This window comes from Secundilactobacillus paracollinoides (genome assembly GCF_001702155.1).
GTDB lineage: Bacteria > Bacillota > Bacilli > Lactobacillales > Lactobacillaceae > Secundilactobacillus > Secundilactobacillus paracollinoides.
Genome location: NZ_CP014912.1, coordinates 675258 through 691071, shown reverse-complemented (window position 1 = coordinate 691071; position 15814 = coordinate 675258). Strand labels below are relative to the sequence as shown.

At 48.1% G+C, this 15814-nt stretch carries 10 protein-coding genes and 1 pseudogene; 4 read left to right on the top strand and 7 right to left on the bottom strand.

Annotated features, from left to right (window positions below; translation table 11 throughout):
- Positions 1–93: 93 nt before the first annotated feature.
- The 3 genes from AYR61_RS02805 to AYR61_RS02795 form a co-directional block, all read right to left on the bottom strand.
- The gene (locus tag AYR61_RS02805; protein WP_083215455.1) at positions 94–1968 is read right to left on the bottom strand and encodes a glycosyltransferase family protein; all 1875 of its coding nucleotides are present in this window, start codon (positions 1966–1968) and stop codon (positions 94–96) included.
- 339 nt (positions 1969–2307) lie between these two features.
- Complete coding sequence (locus AYR61_RS02800) at positions 2308–4257, bottom strand: hypothetical protein (RefSeq protein WP_065901583.1); 1950 nt, start codon at positions 4255–4257, stop codon at positions 2308–2310.
- Between the two features lie 790 nt (positions 4258–5047).
- Positions 5048–5650, bottom strand: a complete 603-nt coding sequence (locus AYR61_RS02795; RefSeq protein ID WP_054711609.1) for a TetR/AcrR family transcriptional regulator — start codon at positions 5648–5650, stop codon at positions 5048–5050.
- Between the two features lie 117 nt (positions 5651–5767).
- On the opposite strand from AYR61_RS02795, the pseudogene AYR61_RS02790 reads away from it, so the two are divergent.
- Together AYR61_RS02790 and AYR61_RS02785 are read left to right on the top strand one after the other, a co-directional pair.
- Positions 5768–7269 (top strand): annotated as a pseudogene (locus AYR61_RS02790) (MDR family MFS transporter).
- Positions 7270–7315: 46 nt separating this feature from the next.
- The gene (locus AYR61_RS02785; RefSeq protein ID WP_065901581.1) at positions 7316–8149 is read left to right on the top strand and encodes an SDR family NAD(P)-dependent oxidoreductase; all 834 of its coding nucleotides are present in this window, start codon (positions 7316–7318) and stop codon (positions 8147–8149) included.
- 509 nt (positions 8150–8658) lie between these two features.
- Here AYR61_RS02785 and AYR61_RS02780 read toward each other — a convergent pair.
- The 3 genes from AYR61_RS02780 to AYR61_RS02770 form a co-directional block, all read right to left on the bottom strand.
- Positions 8659–9828, bottom strand: a complete 1170-nt coding sequence (locus tag AYR61_RS02780) for an NAD(P)H-dependent oxidoreductase (RefSeq protein ID WP_065901578.1) — start codon at positions 9826–9828, stop codon at positions 8659–8661.
- Positions 9829–9841: 13 nt separating this feature from the next.
- A complete protein-coding gene (locus tag AYR61_RS02775; RefSeq protein ID WP_054711619.1) occupies positions 9842–10387 on the bottom strand; it encodes an NADPH-dependent FMN reductase in 546 nt (181 codons plus the stop codon).
- Positions 10388–10691: 304 nt separating this feature from the next.
- Positions 10692–11642: a sugar-binding transcriptional regulator gene (locus AYR61_RS02770; protein WP_065901576.1), complete on the bottom strand. Its 951-nt coding sequence runs from the start codon at positions 11640–11642 to the stop codon at positions 10692–10694.
- A 336-nt stretch (positions 11643–11978) separates the two neighbouring features.
- Here AYR61_RS02770 and AYR61_RS02765 point away from each other — a divergent pair, with 336 nt between their 5' ends.
- Both AYR61_RS02765 and AYR61_RS02760 read left to right on the top strand, forming a co-directional pair.
- Positions 11979–13364 carry a class II fumarate hydratase gene (locus AYR61_RS02765; protein ID WP_065901574.1) on the top strand — a complete coding sequence of 462 codons (1386 nt, stop codon included), beginning with the start codon at positions 11979–11981 and terminating at the stop codon, positions 13362–13364.
- A 279-nt stretch (positions 13365–13643) separates the two neighbouring features.
- Positions 13644–15032, top strand: coding sequence for a flavocytochrome c (locus tag AYR61_RS02760; RefSeq protein ID WP_054708432.1), 1389 nt, complete (start codon positions 13644–13646; stop codon positions 15030–15032).
- A gap of 113 nt (positions 15033–15145) precedes the next feature.
- On the opposite strand, the gene AYR61_RS02755 is transcribed toward AYR61_RS02760, so the two are convergent.
- Entirely contained in the window at positions 15146–15616 is a 471-nt protein-coding gene (locus AYR61_RS02755) for a pyridoxamine 5'-phosphate oxidase family protein (protein WP_054708435.1), read from the bottom strand.
- Positions 15617–15814: the final 198 nt, after the last annotated feature.

Sequence of the window (15814 nt, the reverse complement as noted above, 5' to 3'; positions counted from 1 at the left end):
GACCTCCTAAATTTTAACGGCGCGCGTTGCCTGGTAAATAAGCGACCAGCTCGGATGCAGTTGGTTATTGAGCTTGACCGGGTACGGGGCGAGTTAATCATACATTCTAGAAATTTGTAATTTTTGCGTCTTAGTGGTGTTATTGCTGATCTTAATAAGGTATTTGCCCTTTGCGAGGACGTGGTGCACCAACAATGATTTTGGTCCGGCCGTTAACTGGTAGGCGTGCTTTGTTTTAAGGTTGATCAGCTGCCCAGTTAAGTGCGCTTTAGGCGCAGTGGACACAATAAATCGGCTTGCGGAGTGGTTCAGCTGGAGTTCCTGCGTGACCGCTTGATGTGGTTTCACAGCCGTCAGCAGTGCCTTGTACTGAATGGACAATTGACCTAATTGGCCAGAAACAAGTTGAATATTATCGATCAGGGTGAGGGGTGACGTGATATAGGCGGCTGCGACCACGGCCAGAAAGGCGACGGTGCTAAAGACGCGGAAACGTGTTGTTTTTGGCGTCAGTGATTTGATGGCTGGCCGCTTAACCGTACTTAACAGGAACAACATCGGGATCAGGGCTTGACCATAACGGGATTCGGTTTCCCACAATAGGGTGTGAAAGGCGAGATAGCCAACCGCGGTGACCAGTGCCAGGACGAACGCTGTGTTTGGCAAGGTAGCCTGGCGTCTGATGAGTGCCACACTGCTCAGGAGTACTTCCACGTAGAGGAGAATGATGCTGGCACGCATCAGGGCGGAACTTAAGGTTTTGACGGGCGCCGCAATCTTTTGGTAACTTGCGGGGGCCTGAATAAACCCACCTGTGTAGGCAGCTTGAACGTTGCCCACGTTGAGGAGAATGCCGAGCTTGACTGCCCACTGCTTGACGATGCCAACGATGCCTAGCTTTTTCAGCCGAGCAGGGAAGGCCTTATTCAGGTAAGCTTGGCGAGCAGCCTTGGTTGGTAAAGCGTCCAGTTTTTTCACGTCAGCACCGCTGATTCGACCATAGGTGTTTGGATTATAGCCCATTTCGATCCAGTGAGTTGTGGGAATTTCATATTTTGTTGATTCAGAAAAGTGGCTGGTCTGTTCCATGACATGGGTCACGGGAACACTGGCGGCAAACCCGCCGAGCATGAGCACAAATGGCACCAGCAGTTTGACAAATTGTTTTCGCTGACGAATTAACAACCAGCCGCCGACAAGGACGATAGCAACCGCCAGGACGATCAGATTGGGTTTAACGATTTGACCCAACATCACAGCGAGAAAAATGGCAGCACCCAGGACAATCTTTTTGAGTGTGCTGAGGTGCGTCCAGCGTGCAACGACAAAGAAAACAAGTGCGAGTGTAAACAAAATCGGTAAGTCGGAGTAGAAGACCTGCAAGTAATAGGTGTAGGCAAATGAGCTGAAGATAAAGAAGAGCATCGTTGCCAAAACACTGTAGTTGCGAGTCGTGTACTGACGCACCAGCGAAATGATCAGGGCGATCAGACCATCCAACAATAAAATTGAGAGAAAGTGAACTGCCACAAACGTTGACAGATGAATCATTGCGAACAATTTGATCCAGTAACTGAGTAAAATTGCCAACGGCGCGTTATTGGGGCTTCGATAAAAGTAAATCGAATGCGTCCAGGTCAGGTGTCCGCGACTCAGGAGTTCGGCTTGGTTCAGCACCCGATAAGGATCGTGGTAGACCGTTGCTGGTAAAAAGTGAAGAATTAGCAGCTGCACCAGTAAAATGATGCCCATTGTGCCAACAAAGGCCCATTTAATGGTTTGCGGTGAAAATCGGTCAGTCCATTTTTTGAAGTAGGGTTTGATAAACCAAAGGCCCGCCGCAATAGCCAGGACAAGGCAGGATAGTTTGGGGTTTTGAGGAAAAATGACATTGGAAAGAATACCCAGCCCAAGCCCGCCAATCAAAAGGACCGCAAAGAAATTCGTTAAATTAATTTTTCTTAACAAAGTAATCACCTAATTATCGAGTAGTATTGGCCAGCCGGATTGCCGGTCACTTGTGTTAGCATCGGGAAACCTAACAGTGAAGATGACTGTAGTGTAGGCAAAATTGCCGGTTAGAAAAAGCACGCGCAAATAAATGAAAAATGAGAAATTTTCATCATTGTCAGTACTGACTGCGAAGGGCTTATGGGGTGGGGGTTAAATAATTAGAAATTCTCAGAGTTCGCGGGTCTTGACCGCCATATTGGTTTAATTTTTTATCGGCGAGGACTGTCAAAAAAACACCCTGATGTGTCTAACTACGAAAGTCAGCGTCAGGGTGTTTTTAGTGAACCAAATTTTTTAGTCCTGTTCAGTGTGTCGCAACAAAACATGATACCGTAAATAGAGATTCTGGTGGCCCACTAACGGGTTCTGATTGACTGGAAAGGCACTTCTAGCCACGCCAAGCGAGGTGTTTTGGTGACCGACGTTGGTGATCTTAACAGTAAAACGACCATTAGCGACACGTTTATATCGCAGATAATCACTTAGGTTCGCTGGCCCGGTGATGTGTGCGACACGGTGACCGTTACGATACAGAGTGACAGCAACGGTCGTCTGCGAATGGCGGTTGAACTGCAGCACGATTGCCGAGCTTGGTACCGTGACTCGGATTCGGGACGTGACCGAAGCACCAGGCTTGAGCCGATAGCGGTCATTATTGTAGTACTTGCCATCAGCTTGTTCGGCCACGATGCGCGTGTGGGTCGTAGTTTGAAACCGCGTTAAACCGATACCGCCTAAAATGAGGCTGATACCAGTGATAAACGGGACGGCATACCGGCCCAGTTTTCTGTTCTGTAGGGTTGCAGGGACTGGTAGCCGTTGTGTCCCAAGGACGCCCCAGAGTAACAGTATCGGCAGCAGTGGTAAGGCATACCGCGGCTCGACCTCCCAGAAAATGATGTGAAAGCTCATGAGCCCAAGGAGACTGAGCGAGAGAAAGCCGTTTTCCCAATTCACTGGCAACGCCGTGAAAAACAACAGTACGAGTAGTAACAGACCGACGTACATGACCTGCGATAGGACGGTTAAGTGATACCCGATCGCGTCTTGATTTGCGAGGTACCAGTGCGGTGCCCTCTGCCACTGATTGGTGAGATTGAAACCGCCAAACGTCCCCGATGACAGAAAGGCGTCACTTTTTTTGACGAGGTGTGTCACGGTCCCAGTGGGTCCCAATTTAGTGAGGCGATGCTCAAGCAGTGTTTTCGCATGAACGTCCTTTGCCTGTTTGGTGGGCAATAACCGCTCCTGGTAGGCATTTTGAAAGGTATACTCGCCGTTAGTTGCTGGATTCCAGCTCATGGCGATCCAGCTGGTCGCCGGAAGTGCAAGGTTAGCGTTAGGCTGATACCCGGCCTGTTTTGCCATGATCTTACTGCCATACAGGCCGCCGCCGAGCGCTAGGAGACAGGTCAGACTTAACGTTACCGCTGTTTTGAACGAAATCTTTCGATGCAACCAGCCGATGCCCATCAGACCAATAAAGGCAATGACCATCACGATCATATTGGGTTTGATCAGAACGCCAAAAACGAGTTCAACAATCAAAAGACCGGCTAGACTATAGCGTTTCCAACCAGTGTGCTGCCGGCTGAGTTGCCACAGGGCTAAGGTGACAATCGGAATCGGAATGACCAGCGAATCTGAGTACAGAAATAGCCCGAAACAGTAAAGCGGAATCGTCAGCAGCCACATACCAGCAAATAGCGGCCGTAATGCGTTGCGATGCCAAGTTTTTAAAATGGACAAGCCGGCCCAAAGTGCGGTGTCGAGCCACATAAAGCGCAACAGATTGAGCAGGACCCACGGCGTCTTTAGGCCAAAAAAGTTGCCGATTTTCAGCAATGCCGTTTGCAGTAATACGAGGTTATTGTTATTGCTATAGACTTGAAAATAGGAGTTCCAGTGGGTCGTCAGGTGACTCGTCAGCGCCACTGCCTGATTTTTGACGATAAATGAGTCAGCTTCACCGGCATCCACGAAACAGATGGCAACAGCAAGCTGCAGCAGGCCAATCGCGATGACGATACCAATGAGCAGCCACTGCTGAGTCCGGGCTGTTTGGCGTGTGAGCCAGTGGGCTGATTCAATGAAGAGACCAGCGATGCCCAGCCCACTGAGTGCTAAGGCAATGCGTTGGCCGATCGTAATCGTCGGAAATGTGACTGGCGCGACGATAGCTAGAATCACGATGCCAGCTATAATGATGGCAAGAAGCCAATGTAAAGAATCGCGTATCTTCATGGTCACCGACCTTTCATTTGATTTGATGAAGTGCCTTCTTCGCAGGCTGCATTTATTACTGAGACTGGCTGGGTGCACTTTAACGTATTAAAAAGGGATTGGGTGGTAAGTCCGTTGCATTCCGCAATTTGGCACGGAGCTGTAGTGGCTCGCGATGAAGCTAATTCGATTTCTGCTGCGCAGCTCTCGAATGGATCTCCATCGTCTCGCACATCAGTGACCGACCACAGGACGGTCGCTAACTGATGTCGACACCACAGCTCCGTGCCAAATTGCTCCATTCCACTGACGTTGAGCACCCTTTTTAACACCGGTTAAGCATCACAATGGCGTTAAACCGAGTATGCGGAGAAATCCGCTCTCGACTGCCAGTAAGTCCAGTGAAAGCAATGCTTCTCACAAGGTATTGGACACTAGTAACGACTTATTAACAAGTTTCATGACACCACTTATGAAACCTGACCATCTATGCAGACGATTACCAGTATCGTAGCGTAGTGGCGCCGTTCGGCATTGCAGGCTGTGGTGTCGGTGATAGTTGATGACCGTACTTTGGTCATTTACTATCACGGGAGACGTTGAAGATCCTTGAATTTCTAGTTTATATTGCGGAAACGTGTTCCGCAGGCCAACTCCCTACTGTGTAAGGCAACTTTGCCAGAAATTCAAGACCGGAATTTCCGACAAAGTTGCCTTACACTCCGGGAGTTACCCGGCCTGCTCCACACTCTGGCCTCAGTCTGCAGGGCCGAACGGCGGAACAAAGCGACATTTAAGCGCTGGAAAGGTCCTATTGATTTAATGCATGTTCATAAGCCGGAATCAAAACGTCATTGATAATGGTGCTGAGCTGTTCATCCGAAAATTCCTGGTTCACGAACAGATGGTACCGCAGCAGGTCAAACGGCAACAGTTTCACCGCAGCGGGTAACGTCCCAGTTCCAAGTTCGCCGCGGTCCTGTGCCCGTTTCACGACCCGGTCAACAGCCTTGATGTCGATGGCATTCCCCTCGGTGATCATCCGCTGGATCGTGGCACTTTGCTCGGTGCTTAAGCCGTCCATTAGCGTTCCCAGATAGGATTCATCAAAGGTTTTCATACTGATGGTGAATCGTCTCAGCACCTGTGTGAGGTCGTCCGCTAGACTGTGGCCGGTGAGGGTGATCTCGTCTGTTCGACCATGGTTTTCACGCTTGATCTTGTCTTGCAGGGCAGCGATTGCCAGGGCAAACGGTGAGTCCCAACGGCGGTAAATGACGGGTTTACTGGTGTTTGCACGTTCCGCAACTTTAGGAAACGTCAGTCCGGTTAGGCCATCTTCCTCTAAAATTTCGCGAGTAGCCTGGTAAATTGCAGCCTCTAATGCGGCGCCCCGCCGACGAGTTTGCGTCATACGACCCCTTCTTTCTAAATAAGATACTTAAAGTTTCTTATTGACTTTTAGTTTCTAACGAGTATTATAGCATTTGTACTTTTAAGATACTTAAAGTTTCTTATTCAGGAGGATAACATGCAAACTAAACCACAAATTTCAAAGGCAACCATGACCGTTGCCTGGGTGGTGGTGTTCGGGCCATGGCACCATTACTGGACTCCACCATGATGAACATCGCAATCAACAATCTCGTTTCAAGTTTTCACAGTTCGGTCACGACCGTGCAGTGGACGATTACCTGCTACATGCTGGCAACTGGGGTGGCTGTGCCGTTTTCCAGTTGGCTGATCAACCATTTTGATGGCAAATACGTCTTCATGACGGGGGAGCTGTTATTTGGGATCGGGTCAGTGCTGTCTGCCATTTCACCAAACATTCAGTTTTTGATTGCTGCGCGCCTCGTCCAGGGGTTCGCCGGTGGCCTGATCATGCCGCTGCTGACCACTTTGCTGGTCCAGACAGCCGGTGCCGAAGTCATGGGGCAAATGATGGCAACGGTGGGGTTACCGATGATCCTTGGTCCGTTAGTTGGTCCAGTAATCGGCGGCATCATCATCAAGTTTCTGTCGTGGCACTGGATCTTCTGGATCAACGTGCCGGTTACGCTCATTGCGCTGGTGCTGATTGCCTGGAAGATGCCAAACTACCCAGCACAAAATAAACAGGCAAAACTAGACCTCATTGGGACGTTGCTGCTGATTGCAGCCACTAGCAGTATGATCTACGGGGTTGTGAAAGCCGCCCACACGGCTAGTTTCAGCAACCACACCACGGTAACATTCTTAATTGCTGGGGCAGTTGCGCTGGTGCTGTACGTGCTCTGGGCAGCCATCCGGGGCGACCGGGCAGTCTTACCCTTGAAACTATTTAAGTTCCAGTCGTTTGACGGCTCCGTTATTGGGCTCTTTATTGCTGGTACGGTGCTCAACGGCGCTATGTTACTGCTGCCGCTGTACTTTCAAAACGTGCGCGGCATGAGTGTCATCATGGCCGCCTTAGCGCTGGTGCCGCAAGGAGTCGGGATGCTGATCTCACGGCCGATGACAGGCCGACTCACGGACAGTATTGGCGCCAAATACGTTGTATTGGTCAGCTGTCTCATCACATTCGTTGGGACAATTCCGTTTTTCTGGATCGATCAACACACTTCTTACTGGGTTATCGCAGCCGTTCTGCTGGTCCGCGGCATTGGTGCTGGTGGCATCTTGACACCGTTAATGGCCGATTCATATAGCGGCATGGCGGGCAGCGATGTGCCGGCAGCGACGATCGGATCGCGGATCGTGCAAAATATCGGTAGTGCGTTTGGGTCAGCGCTGATCACCACGGTGGTGACGGCCTTCTCAACGGCGCACGTGAAAACGTTCGAAACTCATCTGAAAGCCGGCCGTTATACAGTGGCCGATAATATGCTGCAATCGTTTGTCCATCAGCATTTAGTGACCATTCGACTCGACGCATTTCAATATGGGTTCCTGATCATTTCAATTGCCGCACTGGTCATTTTGTTACCAACTGTTTTACTTTCTAATAAGATTAAACAAGATGCGCCAAAGCCCGTGCAAAACCGGAAATAATCGTGTAACATTATCGTAATGAAACTGAAACAGGGAGTGAATTACGGTGAAGCAACCCAAGGTGGAAAACAAAATTGTGTTGATCTCAGGCGGAACGTCAGGTGTCGGCAAAGCGGCCGCAATCTCATTGGCGAAGGCCGGTGCAGAAGTCATTATTTTGGGACATCGTCAATCACGAGCGGATGCGGCGGTGGCAGAGATTCAGCGGCGGTCCAACAACCCGCTGATCTGGGCCGAGTTGTGTGATCTCACGCTGCATAGCGATATTAAGGCGTTGCACGAGCGGCTGATCGACCAAAATATTCGGTTGGACGCCCTGATCAATGCGGCGGGCGGGGTCACGCTGCCACAAACGCCAACGGCGGAGGGTGTGAACACGAGTTATGCTTTAAACTATGCCGCCACATACTGGTTGACGACGGAACTTCACGACCGGTTGCGGAAGGGCGCGCGGGTGCTCAACGTGCTCGGCTTGGCATTGGTGGCGAAGAACCAGCCCGTGTTGATCCCTGATGACCCAAGCTGTGCCGGCTTGAACGGGTCGCAGGTGATCGACGCGGCGTTTTCAAACAAAATGTTATTCACGCAGGCGCTTGCTGGGCGATATAAACGCGACGGCATCACAATTAACTGTTTTAACCCAGGTCTGATCCGAACGGGTATGGGCGCGGATGCATCCGCCATGGCGAAAACGTTGCGCGGCTTGTACAATGTGCCGGCTAAATCTGAATCTAAACTGGTCGCAAAACTAGCCCTGGATCCGCGCTATACGCAGACTGGTATTTTATATAATGTTTGGGGCCATCCGGTTAAGATGCCGGAAGCCCACTATACGGTGCAGAAACGGCGGGATTTGTTGGCGTTTAGTGAGACGCTTTAAATTTAAAACAGCTATCTGGGTTAACGAATGGTTAACGCGAATAGCTGCTTTTTATTGTTATATGGGCTTTCTATTGTTGAGTAATTTAAAGTAGCATTTTAATGTCGCTTCGCTGCAATACTGGTAATAGTCATCCTGGATGGTGGTTTCTCATAAGTGCGGTCATGAAGCCTATCTTCTAATCATTACTGGTGAGACTTGCAAATCGTGACAAGCATTGCTGTCAATAGGCTTACTGGCAGTCGAGGGCGGATTCTTCGCAAACTAGTTTTAACGCCCATTGTGATACTTAACCAGTGATAACGAGTAAGTTCAACGTCAGTGGAATGGACCAATTTGGCGCGGAGTCGCGAGCCACTACGCGGAGTGCCAAATTGCGGAATGCAACGAACTATCACCAAGTATTAGCCTTTCAAGTGAAGGGCGCTCGGAATGACATTAAAACTGCAAAAACAAAAACCCCAGCCAAGACAACGCAGAATTGTCTTGGCTGGGGTTTTAATTGTAGATTAATCTTCTTTAGAAGCACTAGTAGTGGCATCAGTATCCGCCTGTGCTTGGTCAGCACCATCAGCGGCGTCGTCGACCGGTGCACCGGTGTCTTCAGAAGCACCAGTGGTTGCATCGGCGCTGGCTGGTTTAGCAGCGTCATCACCGTGTTTTGAAGCACCGCTCATGACATCGGTAAAGGCACCTTTTTCGAACAAGCCGATAATGTGTTCAACACTCCCAGTGAATTCAATCGTTCCAAGGTATGAGCCGTCAACGTCACGCAGGGCATAGTACTGGATCAAAGTCCGGTGACCGTGCATGATCAATGGGCGTTCCACCATGTCACGTGAGCCGTCTTTGAAGCTGTTGATAATGGCTTTAACGGCTGGCAAGGCCTTCGGTGGGTGACATTCTTTCACAGTTTCACCGATTTCGTTAACGTGACGGACATGTTCCCGGTTTGGTTTATCGGAATACCAGGCAAAGTGGTCGGTGCGGTCGATCAGGTCGATTTCAAACGGAATGGTGCTGAAAATTTGTTGGGCTTCCTTGAACGTTAACCGTCCAGTAGGGAAGTTGATGTAGGCATCGTTCACAAATGGTTGTTTCAAAGTCATAAGGTCATCCTCCTCAGTTTGTTTACTTAAAGCGTCGGTCATTTGCACGAAGCTGGTAAAGCTTTCTTCCAGGTTAGCCACAGCGTCTTGATCGGTGATATTACCGTCTTTGCTGAAACTCTGGGCAGCTCTACCGACAAGGACTTCATGACCAGCTTGAACGGCAGCGTTACAGTCTGGTGAAGCCAAGATTTGGCGCACTTGTTCTTGTGCCCGTGACGTTGCCTGAGTCCCGTATGAAACGCCGACAACCATGGTTGGTTTGCGTTCCAAAATATTCTTGGGATTGTAGAATAGCCACTCAATGGCGCTAATGAGTGCTGCTGGGATAGCGTGGTCATACTCTGGACAAGAGAAAATGACGCCATCCGCATTTTTTACAGCCTGCTTGAATTTCCAAACGGCCATGGACTGTTCCTCATAGGGCAGATCCTGGTCGAATTCTGGCAGTTGGTTGATTTCTAATACGTCGATATCAGCTAATTGCTTGAAGTGTTTCTTCATATATTGAAGTAACAGACGGTTGTATGAAAAGTCAGCGTTTGTGCCGACAATTGCAGCAAATTTCATTTATCGGACCTCCTTACTTCGCATTTTGACGTTCAGCAAACGTCAAGAATTCGGCAAAACATTTATCTAAGAATTTAACGGTGCCTTCATCCTTAACATCCCCGTTTTCGTCGAACGCAGTGTCGCCATTTCCTAAGAGAAATTCATCCCCCTGCCAAGCTTCAGCGTTGACGCCGGGAGAATTTAGAATCTGACGCAGGGCCATTTGTGCCCGTGATCCTCCCTGTGGTAGGGAAGACACGCTGACGATCATGACGGGCTTGTTTGCAAAGGGGTGCACGTTGTATGACAGCCATTCAATCACACTCTTCAATGAAGAGGAAACTGTGTGGGCGTGCTCGGCACAACTGATAATGACGGCGTCTGACTGTTCGATCTGTTGCGCCAGGTCGGTGACCGATTGGGGGTCGCCCCCAGGGTAGTTTTCGTTAAACATTGGTACTTTGTCAATGTCAGCTACCGTAATGTCTTGGTCATCAAAATGGCGACTCATAAACTGGAGCAGTTTGCGGTTGGCAGAGTGTTTCGAGTTAGAACCAACAATTGCTGTTATTTTCACAAGTCTCACCTCAAATTAACTTAATATATTCCTAGTCATATAATATACGAATAAATTGTAATGCAATTTCGGTCTGAAAGCAACTACTATGAATGCGTTTTCTTTGCTGTGACGCTGGTTACGACTATGCATTTTGTAGGATGGCCAAAAATATTTTACACATTAGGGGGGATTTTAAATAAATAAAGAATTATGTTCAGTATTCCTCAATTGTGTTATTAATCCTACAATTATATAAGAAGATGTTGTTCAAAAAGGAATGACAGTGTTCACGATGTCATTCCTGAGTGATGCCCCATCTGTTTTAGTTGTGATGATCCTCAAGTAGGACCCGGTTTGCGACCGATTCGTTTGTGACGATATCAGTTAGGAGCCCACCGCGTAACGCTCCCAGCAGTGTGCGGCCCTTAAACTTACTTTTTACAATACCGACTCTGTGAGTGACGGCCATGATGCTATCGAGAGAAGCACCGAAAAACTTGTCACGTTGCGCGTTTAAAATCAGACCATTGATATCGTAGGGTCGACCATACAGGAAGCCCACGACGTCACTGTCATCAGCGTTACCCAAGATTTCGTCACGGTGATTACGCCACTGGGGAATTGAGTCGACTGACGCCATGGTGCCAAGCCCCGAAAACAGCATATCCATCCGTGACATTGCCGAGAAGGTCGGAATCATTGCGGGTTCCTGTTGAAAGGTCGTGCGAATGTCATCATTGAGGATGTAAAGCGGTCCCGGCAGGGTGAGGTAGCGGGCGTCGAACTTGGCAGCCGCCTTTTGGACGAGTGGTGTTGAGCCGAACGCCGAATTATATTTGAGATTATCACCGGCAAATTGGGTGAAGGTCACATCATCGTTGACTTCAGGCTGGAAATGGTTAATGACGGTTGCCACTGTGCCGCCCCAAGCCACGCCAACAATGGTGCTTTGATGAATCATTGTTTGAATTTCTTCAGCCGCAAATGAAACGATGTTTTCGTAATCATCGTTGGTGGTGTCCGCATCCTTCAAGATAAAGGCATTTTGAATAGTAAACATTTTTTTGAACTGAGCTTCCATCTCCAGGTTACGATCGATTGGGGCGTTGATCGTAATTTTAACTAAACCGGTACTCACGCTGTCATCCAAGTATTTTGAGATCAAATAACGACTGAGCTGGTATTTTTTGGATGTTTGAGAAATTGTGAGCTTGGAAAGGTAGTAATCTCTGGCAATGTTGGCAATTTGTTCTTGTTGTTTAATGTCTTTCATAAGTGAAGGCACCTCCTAACATCCTAAATGAGAAGCGTGTTGATCTTAGTTAGATGATACCTGTTCTGATTAAAAAATTGAAGCGTTTTATGAATTTGCAAGACCGCTGTTTAATAGTTGCGATAACTGGGGGTTATTTTGATAAGTGTTAAAACGTGACACTACGCATTTTGGGGCTTTTTTTTAATGGCAATCGGAATAATAGGCGCAATATAAGGAATGATTATAATTTAATGAAAGGTTGACTATAATGACGTGGTACTATTAGTATGGTTGTTAATAATTGTACATAAGCGTTATTCTCATTTAATTTTAATTTTATGGAGGCAACATCTCATGACAGAAGATTACCGAATCGAATCAGACACTATCGGCGAAGTTAAGATACCAGTGAACGCACTTTGGGGCGCTCAAACGGAACGGAGTCGTAACAATTTCCCGACTGGCGCAAAGATGCCACTTGAAATCATTAAGGCCTTACTCCAAATCAAAAAGGCCGCTGCCATTGCGAACAAGGAAGTTGAAGCGATTGATGGCAAGAAGGCTGACTTAATCGTTGAAGCCATTGACACGTTATTAGCACTCAGCGACGAAGACCTGCGCAAGGACTTCCCACTAGTTGTCTACCAAACCGGTTCAGGCACCCAAACGAACATGAACGTGAACGAAGTCGTCGCTCATCAGGCCGCAAAGATTAACGCAGACATTGAAATCTTACCAAACGATGACGTTAACCATGGTCAAAGTTCAAACGATATCTTCCCAACAGCCATGAATTTGACTGCGGCAGCGGCTGTGAACCGCTTAGAAGCCTCATTACAACACTTAATTGATGAATTAAAGCAGAAGCAAGAAAAATACTGGACCACCGTTAAAATCGGCCGAACTCATTTGCAGGACGCAACGCCATTAACGTTTGGTCAAGAAGTTAGCGGTTGGGTCAGTGCTTTGGAACATGATTTAGACTATTTGAAGACCTTAGGCCAGACCTTAAGCGAAATCGCTATGGGTGGAACTGCCGTTGGAACAGGGTTGAACGCTGCGCCTCACTTTGCCGATATCATTGCTGAAAAGATGAGTGACCTCTACAATCTGAAGTTTACCGCCGACAGCAACAAATTCTACGGCTTGGCTCACCATTCAGGATTAAATGTGGTACACGGGGCCATCAAGACGTTGGCCAGTGATCTGATGAAGATCGCCAACGACGTCCGGTTCCTAGCTAGCGGTCCACGTGCCGGCTACAATGAATTGAACATTCCAGCGAACGAACCTGGTTCATCGATCATGCCTGGGAAGGTTAACTCAACTCAAGCTGAAGCCATTACGATGGCTGCTGTCCGAGTTATGGGAAACGATGTTGTGGTTAACGTGGCTTCTAGTCAGGGGAACTTTGAAATGAACGTCTATAAGCCAGTTTTGATCGATGCCTTCTTGGAATCAGCAGAACTGCTTGAAGGCACCATGCGCGGCTTTGCGGACAAGATGATTGCTGGGTTGACGGTCAATGCAGAGCGGATGGAAGAATTGGTGGATAATTCACTCATGACAGTGACTGCATTATCACCACACATTGGCTACCATGAAAGTGCGACGATTGCACAGACTGCTGAAAAAGAGGGCACTACGTTGAAGGTAGCCGCCTTGAAGTCTGGGTTGGTTACTGAGGAACAGTTTGATCAGTGGGTTGTTCCTATTGATATGACTAATATTAATAAGTAAAGAGTGTGGAGCGAGGCGGTTAAGGGGCTCCTGCGTAAGGCACTCTGGCGAAAAAATCCCGGTTTTGGATTTTATCGCCAGAGTGCCTTACGCAGGAGCCCCTTGCCTCGCGGAACACGTTTCGGCGTGGACGCCAAGAAAGCTATAACAGGGCACATAAAAAACAAAGTCCCGGTTTTGGATTTTGTGCCGGAAGTTGCTTACGCAGGAGCCCTCAGCCTTTTGAACACGTTTCGACTATATAAAATAGAATGACAACCAAAAAAAGAAGGTAAACAAATGGCAGAAAAATTCACATTCACACCAACAGACATCAGCGCGTTAAAAGACCACTATGACGTCATCGTTATCGGCTCAGGCGGTGCTGGCTTAACCGCTGCCATTCAAGCTCATGAACTGGGTTTGAAGCCAGTTATCTTAGAAAAAATGGACAAAATTGGTGGCAACACGACCCGAGCTTCCTCAGGGATGAACGCTGCTGAAACGCTTGTCCAATTAAAACACGGCGTTGTTGATAGCTTCGAAGACTTCTATGCTGAAACGTATAAGGGTGGCGGCGAGAAAAATAACACGGAGCTACTGAAGTTCTTTGCTGAGCACGGTGCGTTAGCCATTGATTGGTTAGCAGATCACGATATTCATTTGGATGACATCACGATTACAGGTGGGATGAGCGTTATGCGGACGCACCGGCCAAGTTCACTGGCGCCAATTGGTGGGTTCTTAGTGACAGAATTATTGAAGCAGGTTGCTAAGGCAGGTATTCCATTATTTACCGGCGTTAAAGTAACCGAACTCGTTAAAGATGGTGATAAGGTTGACGCTGTTAAACTAGAAATTGACGGTAAGACGAGTGATTTAAAGGCGGATGCGGTCATTCTGGCTACCGGTGGTTTTGGTGCCAACCAGGACTTGCTGACAAAATTCCGACCTGGTTTGAAAGGTTACAAGACTACCAACCAACCAGGCGCTACCGGTGACGGCATCAACTTGGCGCACGCGTTAGGTGCTAAGCTAGTGGATATGGATCAAGTTCAAGTTCATCCAACGGTTCAGCAGGACACCCCACATGCTTACCTCATTGGTGAAGCCGTTCGTGGTGAAGGTGCTATCCTAGTTAACAAGCATGGCGACCGGTTCACTAATGAGCTGGATACCCGTAAGAACGTTACCGCTGCCATTGATGGTTTAAACGAGGGTGGTGCCTATCTTATCTTTGACCAAGGCATTCGTGACCGGGTCAAAGCCGTTGAATTCTATGACCACATTGGGTTAGTAACGACTGGTCAAACGACGGATGAGTTAGCTGACCAACTTGGGTTTGATAAGTCTGCGCTAAGCAATGCTGTTTCAACGTGGAACAAGGCAGTTGCGGATAAAAACGATGCTGAATGTGGCCGGACGACTGGTATGGATCGTGACATTGCGCACGCGCCATTCTTCGCCATTCATATCGCACCAGCTGTGCACTACACGATGGGCGGTATTGCCATCAACCACAATACGCAGGTGCTGGATGAAAACGATAACGTGATCATTGGCCTCTTTGCGGCTGGCGAAATCGTTGGCGGTCTGCACGGGAATAACCGGATCGGCGGGAATTCGATTGCTGAGACTGTTATTTTTGGACGACAGGCTGGACAACAGGTTTATAAGTATTTGAAGTAGCGCTTTAATGAGTAGCAGTTTTGGTTATTTAAGCGGTTGAGATACCGAAAAACCCTCAGGAATTTATTCCTGAGGGTTTTTTAAGTTTCGAATGGTTTGTTTATAGTGCGGCGCTAACTATTTTGTCCCGCACTTTCCCCAAACGCCAACGTATTCTGATAGATCGGTGTCTCACGCAGATCATAAATCGAAACAGTTCCCGTATAAACTTCCATAACCCGAAGCTGGGCCTTCTTCTCGTCGGTCGGGTAGATGGTATTCAGGTAGGGGTAAGCTTCAAAAATTTCTGGCATGAGGTCGGTGCCTGCATCGCGTACTTCACCATTAACGGTGATGGCAAATGACTTCAGCGTTTCTTCACCTTTTAAACCAGTCATTGCCAGGTTCGGATTGTCCTGAAGTTGGGCGTAAAAATCCTTTGTTTTGCCGGTGGTGAAGTAGAGCTTCCCATCCTTGGCATAGAGGGTATCGATAATCCGGGATTGGGGTTTGTTGTCAGCGTCGACCGTCGAGACAACGGTGGCGTGAATATCGGTTGCCAGCGAGTTCAAGTAGTCGGCAGCAGTCATGGTTTCATGGTTCATATTAAGCGCTTCTTTCTTCACGAAATTTAGGATGATCTCATAGCAATCGCACGCAAATGATATCAACCACCTGGTCACGCTATGAGATCGTAATAGAACATCAGTTTCCATTATACGGTTCTTTTCGTGAATTAGAAATTAGGAAGACTAAAAAAATTCATAGAAAATGGGATCAACCGTTGTTACTCACATTTCGGT